The 15,938-nt window shown below is 67.8% G+C and carries 16 protein-coding genes; 12 read left to right on the top strand and 4 right to left on the bottom strand.

The window, feature by feature from the left end; genetic code table 11:
• Positions 1 to 34: 34 nt before the first annotated feature.
• Complete coding sequence (locus AB0H93_RS36555) at positions 35 to 250, bottom strand: zinc finger protein (protein ID WP_358579622.1); 216 nt, start codon at positions 248 to 250, stop codon at positions 35 to 37.
• A 111-nt stretch (positions 251 to 361) separates the two neighbouring features.
• On the opposite strand from AB0H93_RS36555, the gene AB0H93_RS36550 reads away from it, so the two are divergent.
• Entirely contained in the window at positions 362 to 1,204 is an 843-nt protein-coding gene (locus AB0H93_RS36550; protein ID WP_358579620.1) for a helix-turn-helix transcriptional regulator, read from the top strand.
• A 6-nt stretch (positions 1,205 to 1,210) separates the two neighbouring features.
• The gene (locus tag AB0H93_RS36545) at positions 1,211 to 1,438 is read left to right on the top strand and encodes a DUF397 domain-containing protein (protein ID WP_358579617.1); all 228 of its coding nucleotides are present in this window, start codon (positions 1,211 to 1,213) and stop codon (positions 1,436 to 1,438) included.
• Between the two features lie 6 nt (positions 1,439 to 1,444).
• Here AB0H93_RS36545 and AB0H93_RS36540 read toward each other — a convergent pair whose 3' ends face one another.
• Positions 1,445 to 2,185, bottom strand: coding sequence for a response regulator transcription factor (locus AB0H93_RS36540; RefSeq protein WP_358579615.1), 741 nt, complete (start codon positions 2,183 to 2,185; stop codon positions 1,445 to 1,447).
• Between the two features lie 201 nt (positions 2,186 to 2,386).
• Positions 2,387 to 2,854 carry an Lrp/AsnC family transcriptional regulator gene (locus AB0H93_RS36535; RefSeq protein WP_358579612.1) on the bottom strand — a complete coding sequence of 156 codons (468 nt, stop codon included), beginning with the start codon at positions 2,852 to 2,854 and terminating at the stop codon, positions 2,387 to 2,389.
• Positions 2,855 to 2,964: 110 nt separating this feature from the next.
• On the opposite strand from AB0H93_RS36535, the gene AB0H93_RS36530 reads away from it, so the two are divergent.
• Both AB0H93_RS36530 and AB0H93_RS36525 read left to right on the top strand, forming a co-directional pair.
• Positions 2,965 to 3,960, top strand: a complete 996-nt coding sequence (locus AB0H93_RS36530; RefSeq protein WP_358579609.1) for a DMT family transporter — start codon at positions 2,965 to 2,967, stop codon at positions 3,958 to 3,960.
• Positions 3,961 to 4,380 carry a DUF2000 domain-containing protein gene (locus AB0H93_RS36525; protein WP_358579606.1) on the top strand — a complete coding sequence of 140 codons (420 nt, stop codon included), beginning with the start codon at positions 3,961 to 3,963 and terminating at the stop codon, positions 4,378 to 4,380. It abuts the gene before it with no gap.
• Between the two features lie 68 nt (positions 4,381 to 4,448).
• On the opposite strand, the gene eccCa is transcribed toward AB0H93_RS36525, so the two are convergent.
• Positions 4,449 to 8,354 (bottom strand): type VII secretion protein EccCa, encoded by a 3,906-nt coding sequence (gene eccCa, locus AB0H93_RS36520; protein ID WP_358579604.1) that lies wholly within the window; start codon positions 8,352 to 8,354, stop codon positions 4,449 to 4,451.
• Between the two features lie 344 nt (positions 8,355 to 8,698).
• Here eccCa and eccD point away from each other — a divergent pair, with 344 nt between their 5' ends.
• From eccD to AB0H93_RS36480, 8 genes are all read left to right on the top strand, one after another.
• A complete protein-coding gene (gene eccD / locus AB0H93_RS36515; RefSeq protein WP_358579602.1) occupies positions 8,699 to 10,069 on the top strand; it encodes a type VII secretion integral membrane protein EccD in 1,371 nt (456 codons plus the stop codon).
• A gap of 161 nt (positions 10,070 to 10,230) precedes the next feature.
• On the top strand, positions 10,231 to 11,670 hold the full coding sequence (gene eccB, locus AB0H93_RS36510) for a type VII secretion protein EccB (protein WP_358579600.1): 1,440 nt from the start codon (positions 10,231 to 10,233) through the stop codon (positions 11,668 to 11,670).
• A gap of 96 nt (positions 11,671 to 11,766) precedes the next feature.
• Positions 11,767 to 12,108, top strand: coding sequence for a hypothetical protein (locus tag AB0H93_RS36505; RefSeq protein WP_358579597.1), 342 nt, complete (start codon positions 11,767 to 11,769; stop codon positions 12,106 to 12,108).
• A gap of 35 nt (positions 12,109 to 12,143) precedes the next feature.
• A complete protein-coding gene (locus tag AB0H93_RS36500; protein WP_358579594.1) occupies positions 12,144 to 12,437 on the top strand; it encodes a hypothetical protein in 294 nt (97 codons plus the stop codon).
• Between the two features lie 20 nt (positions 12,438 to 12,457).
• Entirely contained in the window at positions 12,458 to 12,832 is a 375-nt protein-coding gene (locus AB0H93_RS36495) for a hypothetical protein (protein ID WP_358579591.1), read from the top strand.
• A gap of 70 nt (positions 12,833 to 12,902) precedes the next feature.
• The gene (locus AB0H93_RS36490; RefSeq protein WP_358579589.1) at positions 12,903 to 15,095 is read left to right on the top strand and encodes a hypothetical protein; all 2,193 of its coding nucleotides are present in this window, start codon (positions 12,903 to 12,905) and stop codon (positions 15,093 to 15,095) included.
• 21 nt (positions 15,096 to 15,116) lie between these two features.
• Positions 15,117 to 15,545, top strand: coding sequence for a YbaB/EbfC family nucleoid-associated protein (locus AB0H93_RS36485; protein WP_358579586.1), 429 nt, complete (start codon positions 15,117 to 15,119; stop codon positions 15,543 to 15,545).
• Positions 15,535 to 15,855, top strand: a complete 321-nt coding sequence (locus AB0H93_RS36480) for a hypothetical protein (protein WP_358579584.1) — start codon at positions 15,535 to 15,537, stop codon at positions 15,853 to 15,855. The genes AB0H93_RS36485 and AB0H93_RS36480 overlap by 11 nt, the downstream gene beginning before the upstream one ends.
• Positions 15,856 to 15,938 lie beyond the last annotated feature (83 nt).

Raw genomic sequence — 15,938 nt, 5'->3', positions numbered from 1 at the left:
GAGTGGTTGTGGCTGCTCTGGCGGCCACAACCACTCACGACCGCCAGGCGCTGATCCGCCGCCAGCAGTCCATGCAGGTGTCCTCGCGGATCCAGTCCACTTCGGAGCGATCGTGCAGCTCTGCTGCGTCCGCTTTCGCTCCGCAGAACGCCATCACCGGGATACCGGCAGGGGTTTTCGTTGCTGTGATGGGGAAAGCGTGGCGGCCTCCCGTGACCGGGCGCCAGACGTAGGTCAAGTAGTCGGACATCGGGATCTCCCTCCGAAGCTTGTTGTGCAAGTCTTGCAATATTGAGCAAGGCTTGCAATTACTCAATCGAGGGAGATCAACCGCAGGTGAGGGAGCCCTTAAGCTAGGTCCATGCAGGACACACCTAGAGCTCGTGCTCTGGCGAAGGAACTCCGGGCAGCGCGTAGTGCTGCTGGCGTGACCATGCGACAGGTCGGCGAGGTCTTGGGCTGGTCCGAGGCGAAGGTCAGTCGCTTCGAAACCGCACAGCGCGGTCTCAAGTTAGAGACCGTAGAAGCGTTCCTGGATGCGCTGGGAGTGACGGGGAAAGCTCGTGAGCGGCTGCTGAAGATGGCTCGCGAGATCGACCAGCCGGTTTGGTGGGAGTTCGGGGGAGGGCTTCCCATCCAGTTGACCGAGCTTGCCGATGCGGAGAGCAGGGCAGTGCACATCACCTCGGTTGCCCAGGTGAGAATCCCGGGGCTCCTGCAAACGCGCGAGCACTCACGCGCCCTTCTGTCTGCGGTCGAGGTTGAGTCGGACGAACGAATCGAGCAGCTGGTCGCGATTCGCCAAGTGCGGCAGGGGATTTTGACGAAGCCCGATCCTGTGGAGTACGAAGCGATCCTTGACGAGGCCTTGCTTTGCCGCGCGGTAGGTGGCGGCCAGGTGATGGCCGAGCAGCTGAACCACATGATCAGAGTGGCGACCCGCGAGAACGTCACCATCAGAGTCATGCCCTTCGCTGCAGGCGCCCATACCGGGCTCGATGGCGGCTTTCACCTGCTGGAGTTCGTGCGCTCGCGTTCGGTCGTCCACCTGGAGCAGCGACGTAGCGGAGCGTTTCTAGACGACCCGGAAGACGTAGCCCCGTTCGTGCAAGCTCGGGCTACGCTGCGACAGGCAGCGTTGGGTCCGGATGACTCGCTTGAGTTCATCGCGGCCTATGCGAAGCGGCACGAACGCGAAGGGTGAGCCTTGATGGACGCGATCAACTGGCGAAAGTCCAGCTACAGCGGGAGCCAGTCGGAGTGCGTCGAGGTGGGTTGGCGGAAGTCCAGCTACAGCGGCCAAGCTGGTAGCTGCGTCGAGGTGGGGGCGGGCCCTGGGCTGGTCGGGGTTCGGGATACGAAGGACCGGGATGGGGGCACCTTGGTGTTCTCCCGGGCTCAGTGGGCCGCTTTCGTCGGCGGGCTTCGTGGCCGGTAGTTCGGGTTATGGCTGGGTTGGGCCGAAGCGGTAGCCGACTCCCCAGACCGTGATCAGGATCGTCGGGTTCGCCGGGTCCGTTTCGATCTTCTCGCGCAATCGGCGGACGTAGACGCTCACCATCGACGAGTCACCCACCTGCCACTGCCAGACGCGCTGCATCAGCTCGTCCTTGCGGAACGTCGTCCCCGGGTTCGCGAAGAAGAACTCCAGCAGGTCGCGCTCCCGGCCGGTGAAGCGCAGCGGCTTGCCCGCCTTGGCGACCTGGCGGGTCGTCGGATCGAACGTCACGTCCTCGATCCGCTGGAGGTGGGACGGCGGTTCCGGCGGCGCCTGCTGCGCGGGCGCCGAGCGGCGCAGCAGCGCCTGGGCGCGCAGCACGAGTTCGCGGGGACTGAAGGGCTTGGTGACGTAGTCGTCCGCGCCGAGTTCGAGGCCGTGGATCCGGTCGTCCTGCTCGCCGAGCGCGGTGACCAGGATGATCGGCACCGTGCTCTGCTCGCGGAGCTTGCGGCACACGTGCGTGCCGTCCAGGCGCGGCAGCATCCGGTCCAGGATCACCAGATCCGGGTTGAAGGCGGCGAAGCCGTCGAGCGCCATGACGCCGTCGCTGGCCACCGCGACCAGCATCCCGGCGTGGTTGAGGTAGCTGGCGATGACCTCGGCCATCATCGGATCGTCCTCGACCACGAGCACCCGATGCCGGCGCACCGCGCCCTGGCCCGCGCCGGAAGGTCCGCTGTCCACCGCCCGCCTCCGCTCAATCCCGACAGAGCCGAAGACTATCCGGTCCGCGGCCCGGCCAGCGCCGCTGCCCGAACGGGCAACCGAATCGCCCCCCGATCTTCGCCATGCCGAGACGTTGGTACGAGCGGGCCGGAGATTTCCGGTTTTGCCCAGGCGCGCGCGGGTCCGGGTGGTCTTGCTCGGCGGCGGGTTGCGGACCACTCATGACGGGTCTTGCGGGAACGGCAGGACGACGGTGCGTCGGGTGTGGCTGAAGATGATGGACGTCCGCACGTTGACGATCTCCCGCCGCTCGGTGAGGCGGTCGAGCACGAAGGAGTTGAGGTGGTCGTTGTCCGTGACGGCGATGTGCAGCAGGAAGTCGTCGTCACCGGACATGACGAACACCGACAACACCTCCGGCAAGGTCTCCACGAACTTGGTGAACGACTCGATCACCGAGCGGTTCGGGGGTCGCAGCCGCACCGCGACCATCGCCTGCACCGGGCGACCGATCCGGCGCAGGTCGACCTCCGCGCGCCGGCCGCGCAGGACTCCCTGCCGGGTCAGCCGGCGGACCCTTTCCAGGCAGGTGGACTGCGCGGTGTTCAGCCGCGTGGCCAGCTCCTTGTTCGTCAGGCCCGCATCCTCCTGCAGGAGCGCGAGCAAGGCCGTATCAAGTTCGTCCATGGTCACCGTTCAAAGCCATCAGTCGAGCAAAATTCGGTAAATCATCTCGATCTTTGAATCTAGCACATACATGGGACATTTAAGCCGTAGATACTGCTACCGTCGCCGTCATGACTCTCCGTGACGACACTGCCGTGGAAGCCGTCACCGGCACCTCCGGGGGCGCGCGCCGGGTTCCGTCGCGCGCCCCCGGCCTGTCAGTGGCGGCGGTCCTCGCGGCGGCGCTGATCTGGAGCAGCTCGTTCGCGGTCACCAAGGTGGCCCTCGCCGAGATCCCGCCGATGACCATCGGCGCGCTCCGGTTCGTCCTCGCGGCCTTGGTACTCGGTGTGCTGGTGCACGCCAAGCAGGACAAGCGCCTGCCCACCGCGCGCCAGCGGATCACGATCGGGATCGCCGGGCTGTTGGGCATTTCGCTCTACTTCGCCCTGGAGAACGTCGGTGTCGACTTGGCCTCCGCGTCCGACGCCACGCTGATCGTGGCGTCCTACCCGATCATCACGCTGGTGCTGGAACTGCTGTTCGGTCGGGCGAGCTACTCCGTCGTGCGACTGGTCGGCATGCTGGTCGCCATCGGCGGCGTGTGGCTGGTGGTGCGCGACGGCGCGACCGACCATGGGGCCGATCATCTGCTCGGCGACGTCATCCTGATCCTGGGCGGTGTGGTGTGGGCCGCGTACAACCTGGTCGCCCAGCGGAACGAGTCGGGGGCCTCGCCGATCGTCGTCACCTACTACCAGACGGTGGCAGGCTCGGGCGGCTTCGTCGTGTTGTCGCTGTTCGAGATCGACCGGTGGTCCGTGCCCTCGCCCGGAGGCGCCCTGCGCATCGCGTTCCTGGCGATCGTGTGCTCGGTGGTGGCGTTCCTGCTGTACAACTACGGCCTGCGCGGGCTGGTTTCCAGCGTGGCGGTCAACCTGCTCAACATCGTCCCGGTCGCAGGCCTGGGGTGGGCGGTGCTGCTGGCCGACGAGACCCTGTCCGGCACCCAGGTCGGCGGCGGCGCGGTGGTCATCCTCGGCGTCGTGCTGGGGCTGTACCGCAACTCGCGCGACGGCGCGGAGGCCGGGACGGAACGGGAAGAAACTCCGGCGGAAGGGCGATAGATGGCGGGGAAAGCCGATCACAAGTGCGCGATCGTGGTCAGCGACCAGCTGCCGACCGGGCTGGGGGCCAACGCCGCCGCCGTGCTGTCGCTGACCCTGGGCCACCGCGTGGACGGCCTGGTCGGCCAGGACGTCAAGGACGCCACCGGGGTGATCCACCCCGGCATCGCCTACGTGCCGGTGCCGATCCTGAAGGGCACGCAGGACCAGGTCGACGCCATCGTGCAGGCCGCCGCGGCGCACGACGACGTGTTCTTCGTCAGCTTCAGCTCGCTGGCCCAGGGGTGCCGGACCTACGAGGAGTACATCGACAAGATGTCTGCCACCCCGACCGCCGACCTCAACAGCGTGGGCGTCGGGCTGCACGGCCCGCGCAAACCCGTCAACAAGATGGTCGGAGCGCTTCCGCTGTTCCGCTGACCCCGGCGCCCGCAGTGAGCCGGGCGGAGCCATTCTGAAACGCCCCCTGGAATCGGGAGCCCCGCGAATCACCGCCCTTGCGCCGGGTTCTTCAGGTGCGGCGTCTGCAACAGGGACGTCTTGCGGCGGGTGATGTACTGCGCCCGCCCCGTCGGGAGCTTCTGCGGACGCACGTCGTGGAAGACCGGGCCTTCCGACGGCGGGCAGGACAGCAGCACTGCCGGCGTGTTCACCTCCTGCATCCGGCGCAGCAGCGGGTCATAGGAGGTGCGGGCCAGGCCGTTGGCGCTGCGCGCGACGATCACGTGCAGGCCGATCTCGTGCCCCTGCGCCAGGCAGTCCAGGATCGGGACGAACGGGTTGTCGTGCGGGTCCGTGCTCACCATGTCGTAGTCGTCGACGATGAAGAACAGCTCCGGGCCGTGCCACCAGTCCCGCTTGCTCAGCCGGGCCGGGCTGATCTCGGGGCCGGGCACGCGTTCCCGCATCGCCCGCGACGAACCCGCCACCGCCTCCCGCACGATGTCCTTCGACACCGCATAGCCGAGCCGGTACTCCTCCGGCACGGTGTCGAACAGCTCGCGGCGGAAGTCCACCAGCGTGATCCGGGCCTGGTCCGGGGTGTACTGCCTGGTGATCGAGCGGGCGATGTGCTGCAGCAGGTTCGTCTTACCCGTCGAGTCGTCACCGGCGACGATGAGGTGCGGGTGCTCGGTGAAGTCGTGCCACAGCGGCTCGATGTCGTCGCCGGACAGGCCCAGCGGGATCTGCAGACGGCCGCGCGGCGCCGGGAGTTCGGCGACGTCGAGGACCGGCGGCAGCATCTTCACCCGCGGCGCGGCCGGGCCGTTCCACGACGATGCGATCGTCGAGATCAGCTCCTGCGTGCCCTCGGAGGTGTCGCCGGCGCCGTCCAGGCGCGGCAGACCGGCCAGGAAGTGGGCCCGGTCCTCGGTCAGGCCGCGACCGGGGATCTTCGGCACCGTCGCCGCGGCCCGCATGTTGATCGTCGATTCGACCGCGTCGCCCAGCCGCAGCTCGAACCGGGTGCCGAGCTGGTCGCGCAGGCCGCCGGTGACCTCGCCGGCGCGGGTCGCGGTGATGATCAGGTGGATGCCGTAGTTCAGGCCGCGGGAGGCGAGCAGGGCGAACTGCGGCACCAGGTCCATGAAGTCCTGGCGGATCGTGCCCCAGCCGTCCACCACCAGGAACACGTCGCCGTACTCCTCGTCGGCGAGCTCGCCCGCCGCGCGCCGCCGCCGGTAGGTGGCCATCGAATCCACTCCGAGCTGGGCGAAGCGCTGTTCGCGGTCCTCCAGCAGGGCGGTGACCTGGTTGATGGTGCGCATCATGCGCTCGGTGTCGAGCCGGCCGGTGACACCGCCGACGTGCGGCAGCCCGGCCAGCGACGACAGCGTGCCGCCGCCGAAGTCCAGGCCGTAGAACTGCACTTCGCGCGGGGTGCGGGTGAGCGCGAGCCCGGTGATCAGGGTGGCCAGCAGGGTGGACTTGCCGCTCTGCGGGCCGCCCGCGATGAACACGTGCCCGCCCGCGCCGGAGAGGTCGGCCAGGAGCGGTTCGCGCTGCTGCTCGAAGGGGCGGTCGATCACGCCGACCTGCACCTGCAGGTTGCGCTGCGCGGCATCGACCGTGTTCAGCCCGCGGGCCGGGTCGATCGTCAGCTGCGGCAGCATCTCCTCCAGCGTCGGCGAGGCGTCCAGCGGCGGCAGCCACACGCGGTGTGCGGGCCGGCCGCCCTCGTCTGCCAGCCGCTGCACGGCGGTCTCCAGCAGCGATGCGCCGCCCTCGTCCTTCTGCTCCTCGGGTTCGTGGGCCACCGGCAGTTCGCGCGGCGGGATGTAGGAGGTGCTGAACGGGACGATCTGCCGCTCCACCACGGACTGCCGGACCTCGCGCCGGGCCTGCCGGTAGGTGCCCGACACGTAGGCGGCCTTGAACCGGGTCAGACTGTCCACACCGGTCTTGAGGTAGCCGGCGCCGGGCTGCGACGGCAGCTGGTGCGCGTCCGGAACACCAAGCACGCCACGGCTTTCCATCGCCGAGAAGGTGCGCAGACCGATCCGGTAGGAGAGGTGCGATTCGAGCTGGTGCATGCGGCCCTCGTCGAGGCGCTGCGAGGCCAGCAGCAGGTGCACCGAGAGGCTTCGGCCGAGGCGGCCGATCATCACGAACAGGTCCATGAACTCGCGGTGCGCGGCCAGCAGCTCGCTGAACTCGTCGACCACCACGAACAGCGTCGGCAGCGGATCCAGGTCGGCGCCGTCGGCGCGCGCCTTCTCGTACTCGGTGGCGGAGCTGAAGTTCCCGGCCTTGCGCAACAGCTCCTGGCGGCGGATCAGCTCGCCGTGCAGGGCGTCCTTCATGCGCTCCACCAGCGACGCTTCGTCGGCGAGGTTGGTGATGACGGCCGAGGTGTGCGGCAACTCGTCCAGGCCGAGGAACGTCGCGCCGCCCTTGAAGTCGACGAGCACGAAGTTCAGGGTCTCCGACGAGTGCGTCAGCGCGAGCGCCAGCACGAGGGTGCGCAGCAGCTCGGACTTGCCGGAACCGGTGGCGCCGATGAGCATGCCGTGCGGGCCCTGGCCGCCCTGCGCGGACTCCTTGATGTCCAGCTCGATCGGCGTGCCGTCGCCGGTGACGCCGATCGGCACCCGCAGCCGGGCGTTGCCCGACTTCCGCTGGGCCTGCAGCTTGGCCACGTCGAAACCGTGCAGGTCGTTGATGTTGAGCAGGGTGGTCAGCTCGAAGTCGGAGGTCAGCGGCTCGGTGGTGTCGGTGGAGATGGCCAGCCGGTAGGGGGAGAGCAGGCGGGCAAGGGACTCGGCGCGAAGGAGGCTGAGCGCATCCGGTCGGCCGATCGGGGAGTGGTCTTCCTTGCCCGCCCGCCCGATTTGCACCAGCTCGGCGTTGTCGGGGGAAACGCGCATGAGCAGGGTGCGGGGATCGGTCTGCCAGTCCAGGGCGGAACCGAGGTCGATGACGGTGACGTTGCGGTAGCCGCTGGTCGCCAGCCGGCTGTTGGGCGCGGTCTGCGCGCCGTCCAGGACGACCAGCACGTACGGCTCGCCCTGCCCGACCTGGGTGTCGCGCTCGAAGTACGGCCGCCCGGCGATCTCCTCGCCGAGCAGGCCTTCCAGCTCACCGGTTGTTTCGGCGACCAGCCGGACCGGGCCCGCGCCGTCGGTCTCGGTCGGGTGCAGGCAGTGCGGCAGCCACTTCGTCCACTGCCAGTGGTCCAGCTCCCGGCCGAGGATCACGATCCGCAGGTCCTGCGGTGCGTGCAGCACCGCCAGCTGCGCGATCATCGACCGGACCATGGCGCGGGCGACGTCGACGTCGCCGCGCAGCAGAATCCGGGCGTAGGCGCGCAGGTAGAGCGGCACAGGCTGGTCGGGCACCGTGCCGTAAGCGCGGATGAACCGGCGCAGCGCGTGCGCGGACAGCGGTTCGAGGTCTTCGATCGGCTTGGTGTTGATCTCGGTGATCCGGGTGCCGAGCTGCTGCTCGCCGACCGCGATGCGGACCTCGCCGAAGTCCGGGTGCTCGGGGCGCACCTCCCACAACCGGGAGGTGCCGACCAGCGACCACGCGGCGGTCGGCTCCGGGTGCCGCCAGGTCTGCGCGTGGCGCTGCTGCACGACCGTCTTGCGCACCTGGCGGCGGATCTGGCCCAGGTAGCGGAGGTAGTCGCGGCGGGCGCCGGTCATCTGCTGCTTGCGTTCCGAGGCGGCGCGCAGGAAGTTCGCCGCGAGCATTCCGAGCGCGGCCAGCACCATCATGCCCATGGCGAAGTACATGATCTCGCCTCCGCCGCCCATGCCCGGGCGGAGGAAGATCATCACCATCGCCAGCGAGCTCAGCGCCATCGGCAGGTAAGTGATCATGCCGGAGAACCCGCTCTGCTTCTCGGGTAGCTCCGGTGGTTCTTGGAGGGTGAGCTCGCCCGTCGGCATCGGTGGCCCCGATTGCCGCTCAAGGCGACGGAACAGCGTGACGCTCACGCGATTTCCCTTCCCGCTCGGGAAAACTTGCGACTCCAGCAGACTTCCACCGAGGGCCGGGATTTTCAGGTCACGTAAATCGGCGACAGCACTATTACCGAATTCCGCTTTATGGTTTTGCCAGGACGGCGACGCACTTCGTCAACGCGAACCTGCCGGCGCCGCCGCCCCGGTCTCGAACGCAACTGTCCCCCGGTGTTCGAGGCGGTTACCGACGACGTTGGGCATCGAAGCATGGGTCCGGTGCCCGACGTCGCCGTTCGGCGAAAACCTCCGGAAAGGGAGCGTGAACCGGCGTGAGCACTAGCGCAGTTGCGGGACTGTGCCGTTTGTCCATCCGGGCACCTGATCGAAACTTCGATCTCGCGGTACCGACCGATGTTCCGCTGATCGACCTGATGCCGACCATCATCAGCTATGCGGGCTCGCAGGTGGAAGAAGCCGGCCTGGACCACGGCGGCTGGCTGCTGCAGGAGGTCGGTGGCGAGCCGCTGGACGAGGAGGCGACCCCGGAAGCCCTCGGGCTGCACGACGGGCAGACGCTCTACCTCCGCTCCCGGCAGGAAGCCATGCCCGCGGTGCACTTCGACGACCTCGTCGACGGCATCGCCTCCGGGATGCAGGAGCGCGCCGGTTCCTGGACGGCGGCCGGGACCAAGCGGCTGCTGCACGCGTTGACGCTGGTAGTGGCCGGGATCATCTGGCTCGGGCTGTTGCTGCCCGGCGACTCGCTGGTGCGATCGGTGGCCGCGGGCGTCGTCTCGCTGCTGTTGCTGGCGGCGGCCGGTTCGGCTTCCCGGGCCGTCGGCGATGCGTTCGCGGGCACCGCTTTCGGCATTGCGGCGGTGCCGTTCCTGGCGCTCGCCGGGTTCCTCGCGCCCGGCCCGGAGGCTTCCGGGATGGCGGCGCTGCTCGCGGCCTCGGCGACCGCCGCCGGTGGTGCGGTCCTGGCGCTGGCGGCGTCCGGCACGCACGCGCACGCGTTCCTGGGCGTGCTGGTGGTGTGCGTCTTCGGCGTGGTGACCGCGCTGTTGATGCTGCTCACCGGCTCGATGGCGGAGGCGATGGCCGCGACGGCCGTCATCGCGGTCATCTTCGGTGCTTTCATCCCCGGACTCGCCTTCCGCGTCGCGGGACTGCGAATGCCGCCGCTGCCGACGAACTCCGAGCAGCTGCAGGAAGGCATCGAGCCGCACCCGAGCCGGAACGTGCTCGACCGCACCGAGGTCGCCGACAACTACATGACCGCCCTGTACCTGGCGGTCGGGCTGGTCTGCGCGGCGGCCATCACCGGCCTGCTCACCGAGCCGGACTGGTCCACGTACACGATGGCCGGCGTGCTCAGCGCGGTGCTGTTGCTGCACGGCCGCGACGTGGGCGGGATCTGGCACCGGCTCTCGGTGGTCATCCCGGGCGCTTTCGGCTGCACCGTGCTGGTCCTGGTGCTCGCGCAGCAGGACCTCTTCGGACGGTTGCTGCTGTTCGTCGGCGTGGCGCTGTTCGGTGTGGCGCTGATGGTCGCGGGCTGGGTCGTTCCGGGCAAGCGCATGGTCCCGTATTGGGGACGAGCCGCGGACATCCTCCACGTGCTGCTGGCGGTGAGCCTCCTCCCGCTGATGCTGACGGTCCTAGGAGTCTTCGGCCTGATCCGCGCCATCAACGGCTGAGGGTGGGTTGGTCTGGGTTGGTCCGCAGTTTCAATTGAAACTGCGGAACACCAGTTTCCATTGAAACTGCGTTCGGTTCGACGGTTTGACGGTTCGGTAGGTCGCGGACCGCGCCGGACGCATTGAGTTGACGAGTTCTTCGCAGCAGAGGGCGTGGGAGTGTGCAGTCGCGGCGGGATCAGGTTCAGGCGCACATGTTCGTCATGGGGCGGCTCAGCGCGGGAATGCTGCGGGCCGATCCGGATATTTCGGACACGCCGCAGCGGCGAACGTCGCGCGGCTTGGCCATCGGCATCATCGTCGCGGTTCTGCTCGGAATCGGGACCTTCCTGTTCGGAATGATCAACAAGGGCGGTGCCACGGCTTGGAAGGTGCCGGGCGCGCTCGTCGTGGAGAAGGAGAGCGGCGCGCGCTGGCTGTTCCTCAACGGCGAGTTGCACCCGGTGCTCAACCAGGCGTCCGCCCGGCTCATCGCGGGCGCCGACCTGTCGGTGCACACCGTCACCGAGAACTCGCTGCTCGGCACGCCGCGCGGGGCGCCGATCGGGATCCCCGGCGCGCCGGACGGGCTGCCGTCGGCCGCCGCGCTGAGCACCGATCCGTGGCTGACCTGCGCCGCTCCCATCGGTGGTGGCAAGCGGGACTTCACGATGCTCGTCGGCGAGGGCGGTGGCGAGCCGATGACCGATGAGGACGGTGCCCTGGTCGCCGGGCCGGACGGCACGGTGTTCCTCGCCTGGAAGTGGCAGAAGTTCCGGATGGACACCCAGACCGCCGGCCCCGTCGCGCTCGGCTACAGCACCACCGACCCGATCAAGGTGCCCGCCGGGTTCCTCAACGCGCTGCCGTCCGGGCCGGACCTGGTGGCGCCGGAGGTGGCCGGTCGCGGCACCGCGGGGCCGCAGCTCAGCGGGGCGCCGAGCGTCGTCGGACAGCTGTTCCTCGACGCCGCGAGCAAGCCCTACCTGCTGGCCCAGGGCGGGCTGGTGCCGCTCACCGACACGCTGTTCAAGCTGTTCAGGGGCGATCCGCGCACGCAGCAGGTCGCCTACGGCGGACGGCCGGTGGAGCCGCGGCGGATCGGCGCGAGCGACGTCACGGCGCACTCGGCCCCGGCCGCGGCGAAGGACGTGCTGACGCGCGACGGCGCGTTCCCGGAAACGCCGCCGCAGCTGGTGCCGGACGACGACAAGCAGGCCCTGTGCGTCTCCACCGCCGCCGGTCCTCCGGTGGTGCGGGGCATGTCCCTGGTGCCCAAGGACGTCACGGACACCGCGAACCCGGTGCTGGCGCAGCCGGGGGTCACGCTGAGCTGTTCCCGGCCGGACCGGGTGGCGTTGCAGCCCGGCAGCGGCGTTCTCGCCGCCGCCGCGCCCATGGGCGGCTCCCAGGCTCCGACGATGTACCTGGTGGCCGACAACGGCGTCAAATACCCGGTGCCGTCGGTTGATGTGGCGACCGCGCTCGGCTACCCGGCGAGCCCGGTGGCGATGCCGCCCATGCTCGTCGACCAGTTGCCCACCGGCCCCGCCCTGGACCCGGTCGCGGCCGCCCGGCCGGTGACCGAGACCCCGCAGGTCCCGGCCGCCCCGCAGTGCTGAATCCCCTGCCATGTCCCTGTTCTGGGATGTGGTTGGCGCGGGCCGGTGGTCCTAGTTTCGTGATTGCCAGAGGCTTCGAAAACCTTGGAGGAATCGGTGACCTCGCCCAACAACCTCGCGCACGATGATGCGAAGCAGCAACAACTGACCAGCAGCCTGGTCCAGCACGTCGACTCGATGGACCAGGCCGCGAAGAACGTCCAGCAGATGAACCAGCAGCTGCAGGCCTACATGCGGTCCGGGGCCGGCCGGACGTTCAACACGCAGATCGAGGCGTGGACCCAGAGCTACAACAAGATCAAGGCGAAGGTCGACGAGGTCATCAACAACCTCGGCGCGGCCAAGAAGCAGATCCAGGCTGCGGAAGAGGACAACCAGAGCAAGGCCGCCCAGTTCGGGCAGGGCATGTACGACGTCCTGAGCAAGCCGCACAACTGACCCGCTCCGATCCGAATACCTTGTGAGGAACCGAAATGGCCGATCTTGACGTCAACAAGGCGGAATCCGAAGCCTTGGTCGCGATGATGTTCAAGCAGACCGAGAAGCTGAACGAGCACATCGACGAGATCCAGCGGGTCGTCAACCAGATCATCCAGGACCCCGCGCTGTCCGGTCACTGGAAGGACTCGTGGCAGGGCGCGCAGCAGATGATCGACAACGAGCAGAAGAACATGATCCAGCAGTTCCACCAGGGCTCGGGGATCCTCAACAACGTCACCGAGGCGTACAAGGACGTCGACAAGGTCGCCGCCCAGTACTTCATGTGATGACGGCGAGGTGATGTGCCATGGCTGAAACCGACACCAACAAGCTCGAGATCACAGACGCGGCGATCAGCGGCCAGAAGACCTTCCTCGACAAGTTCTACACGGAGTGGATGAACTCCGAACCGATGAAGAACCTCTCGACGTTCGCCCAGAACAGCAAGGACCTGGACGGCGGCAAGACCGGCAACGGCTACAGCAAGTTGTTGGTCGGTCTCCTGCCGGAGGCGCAGACCCTGACGCAGCGGGCCGGGGAGTTCGCCGGAAACATCGACAACCAGCTCCAGACGCTCGTCAAGGACTGGATGCCGGGTTGGGTCGATGAGCTGGAAAAGCTGCAGGCCACGGTCAACAAGACCGAGGAAGAGAACACCAAGAAGTCGGAGAACTCCTTCTGACCGCTGGTTCGGTCGGTTGGCAATCGTCGCGGTCGGCGGCCGCGGGCACGTCGTAGGAGAGTGAGCAGAAATGTCGGCTGCTTGGGAACAAGCGCTCCAGGCCCTCGTGCCCAGTCACTTCAAGGTCGCCGACCGCGACGCCTTCGCCGGGAACGACTCGCCGTCCTGGATCTCCACCGTCGACTACCTGCAGCAGGCTCGTGGGGGTGTCGGCTGGCTAGGCGACACGATGCCGGGTGACCCCGCCAACACCTGGGACGTGTACCTGAAGTTCAAATTCGAGTCGTCGGCGCTCACGGTCGGCGCCGACCAAGGCGCGCAGGGATCGTCCTACGGTTACCTCTACATCGGGGTGAACCTCGACCACTCGCAGTTCGGCGCGGGCAGCACTTGGAGCCAGATCCTCGCGCAGGGCAAGGAAATCCTGGACCCGGTGGCGACCATCGCCCCGTTCGAGAACACGGCCGGTAACCAGGTCGTCGCCAGCCAGCCGAGCGTCGACTTCTACATCAAGCAGCTGCAGGACACCCAGACCGCGATCAACCAGTGGGCCGCCGACTTCGAGGCCCAGGCGAAGTCGGTCGGCTCGGGCCAGGGCTTCTCCGGTGAGGCGGCCAAGACCTACCAGAGCAAGCTGGAAGACGCGGTCAAGAAGCTGCGGCGATTCGGCGAAGACGTCGCCAACCCCAGGATGATCGCCGAGCTGCAGAAGGCCAAGGACGCGCTGTCGCAGTACGCTCTCCAGCTGCTCAACGCCTTCACCGCCTGGCGCCCGGATCTCGAGAACAAAGAGGCGTTCTCGCTGAGCAGCCCGCGGATGGCAGTGGCCGAGGCGCTGCGGAGCATGAACCTCATGATGACCTACTCCTCCGCAGGTGAGGTTAGGGAGATCACCGCCGGCGGTACGAACGTGTCGGTCGAGTCGGAGGAGTTCAAGAAGAAGCTCGACCGGGCGGCCAAGGACCTGTGGAACTCGGATTTCGTCCAGAAGCTCGACGACCCGGCCGCGCAGGCCATGGGCACGGCCAACGGCAAGTTCGAGCACATCCCGCGGGGGTTCCCCAATGTCCGCCTGGGCCAGATCACCGCCACGTACCAGCCGACCTCGGGCGGCGGCGCGGACGACGAATTCAAGCAGAAGCTGCAGCAGATGCAGGAGGACAACCAGAAGCTGCAGCAGGAGAACCTGAAGCAGCAGGGCGACTTCCAGAAGCAGCAGCAGGACGATTACAAGCAGCAGCAGGACGACCTCGAAAAGCAGAAGCAGGACGAGCTCGACAAGCAGAACGAGCTGAACAAGACCAACCTCACGCCGGACGGGAACGGGCTGGGCGGCGACAAGAAGCTCGGGGACGACACCGATGCCTCTGACCTGGACACCCTCGACGAGGTCGAGGACCAGAACAAGGAGTTCACCCAGAACCTGACCGACGGCAACGGCACCGGCACCGGCTCGCTGAACGAGGAGAAGAACGTCCCGCCGCCGTCGTTCCTCACCGGACCCGGATCGCTGGGCTTGGGCAACAACAACTCGCTCGGCGGCACGACGTACGACCCGAACAACCCGGGCGGGCAGAGCTCCGTCTTCAACCCGGACGGCTCGGTGGCGCGCGGGCCGGACGGCACCCCGCTGACCGTGCCGAACGGCTCGAAGATCAACGCCGACGGCACCATCACCAAGCCGGACGGCACGCTGCTCAACGGGCCGGACGGCAAGCCGATCAAGGTGGACCCGGACTCCGCGATCCGGCCGAACCAGATGCTGCGCAACCCCGATGGGACGTTCGCCACGGGCCCGGACGGCAGGCCGCTCTACGGCCCGTACGGATCCTCCGTCAACCCGCACGGCCAGGTCCTCGACCCGAAGGGCAACTTGGTCCTCGGGCCCAACGGCAAGTTCCTGGGTGCCGTCGGCCCGGACGGCGCGCCGTTCAAGAACAAGATGCCGCTGAACGGCCCGTTCGGGACGAAGACAGTCGGGCCCGTCGGGCCGCCGGAGATCGGCGACCCGACGAAGCGTTCAACGACGAACAGCTCCGCTCTGGACGACGCGTTGCGCAAGCCGTCGACGATGGACACCGAGACCGGGCCGAAGGGCCGCGGCGGCGGCGCGAACGGGCAGTCTCCGGTCATGCCGCCGCCGATGGGCGGCGGTGGCGCCGCCGGCGGACAGGAGAAGGAGCGGCAGCGCAACACCTGGCTGACCGAGGACCCGGAGAAATGGGGCAGCCAAGGCGGTTTCACCACCGCCATCGGCCGCTGAACGCGTGATGGGAGACGTACCGTGAACTTCGGAAACTTGCAGGCGCAGATGGAACAGGCGCTCGCGCAGATCACCGAGAAGCAGCAGGAGATGCGCAAGGTCGAGCAGGACCTGCTCAGCCGCACCGCCACGGCCCGCTCCAAGGACCGGATGGTCAGCGCCACCGTCAAGGCCGGCGGCGAACTGTCCAAACTGGAGTTCCACGACGACCGGTACCGGACGATGGCCCGGGCCGAGCTGGCCGACGCCGTCGTGAAAGTCGTGGAGCAGGCCCGCGCCGACATGCTCAACCAGGTCAACGAGACCATGGCGCCGCAGCTGGGCGACATCGCCGACCTGCGCGAATCGCTGGGCGGCGCGTCGCCCTTCAGCGAGTTCCTGGCGCCGCTGATGAAGATGCAGAAGGACGTCACCGACTCGCTGAACCCGGAGCGCGGCAATGGGAAGTAAGTTCGTCGTCACCGAGCAGCTCAGGAAGGACTTCCCGATGCTCGGCGAGGCGACCGCCGACATGGAGAAGTTCATCTCCTACGCGGACCGCCTGGAGGCCGAGACGATGGCGGCGGCGGGCAAGGAAGGCGACATCACCGACAGCGTCAAGGAGAACGGCGTTCACCTGTTCGCGAACTTCCGGGACCTGAGCAAGACCTTCAAAGAGGCATTGCACCGGACCAGCGAGAACGGCCAGAAGTTCAACAACATGACCGACAACACCGAACAGGACAACGTTGACAACGCGAACAAGTCCTTCGGGAGTTAGTGCTCGGCGCTGGAGCACGATTTCTTAGGTTTCGACAGGGTGCTCCCGGGTGCGGGAGCGGGTGGCTGAACGGGGAGGGTGTC

Source organism: Saccharopolyspora sp. NPDC050642 (assembly GCF_040654735.1).
Taxonomy (GTDB): Bacteria; Actinomycetota; Actinomycetes; order Mycobacteriales; family Pseudonocardiaceae; genus Saccharopolyspora; species Saccharopolyspora elongata.
Note: the sequence above shows the minus strand (reverse complement) of the source record. Positions and strands in the feature narration are given on the sequence as shown.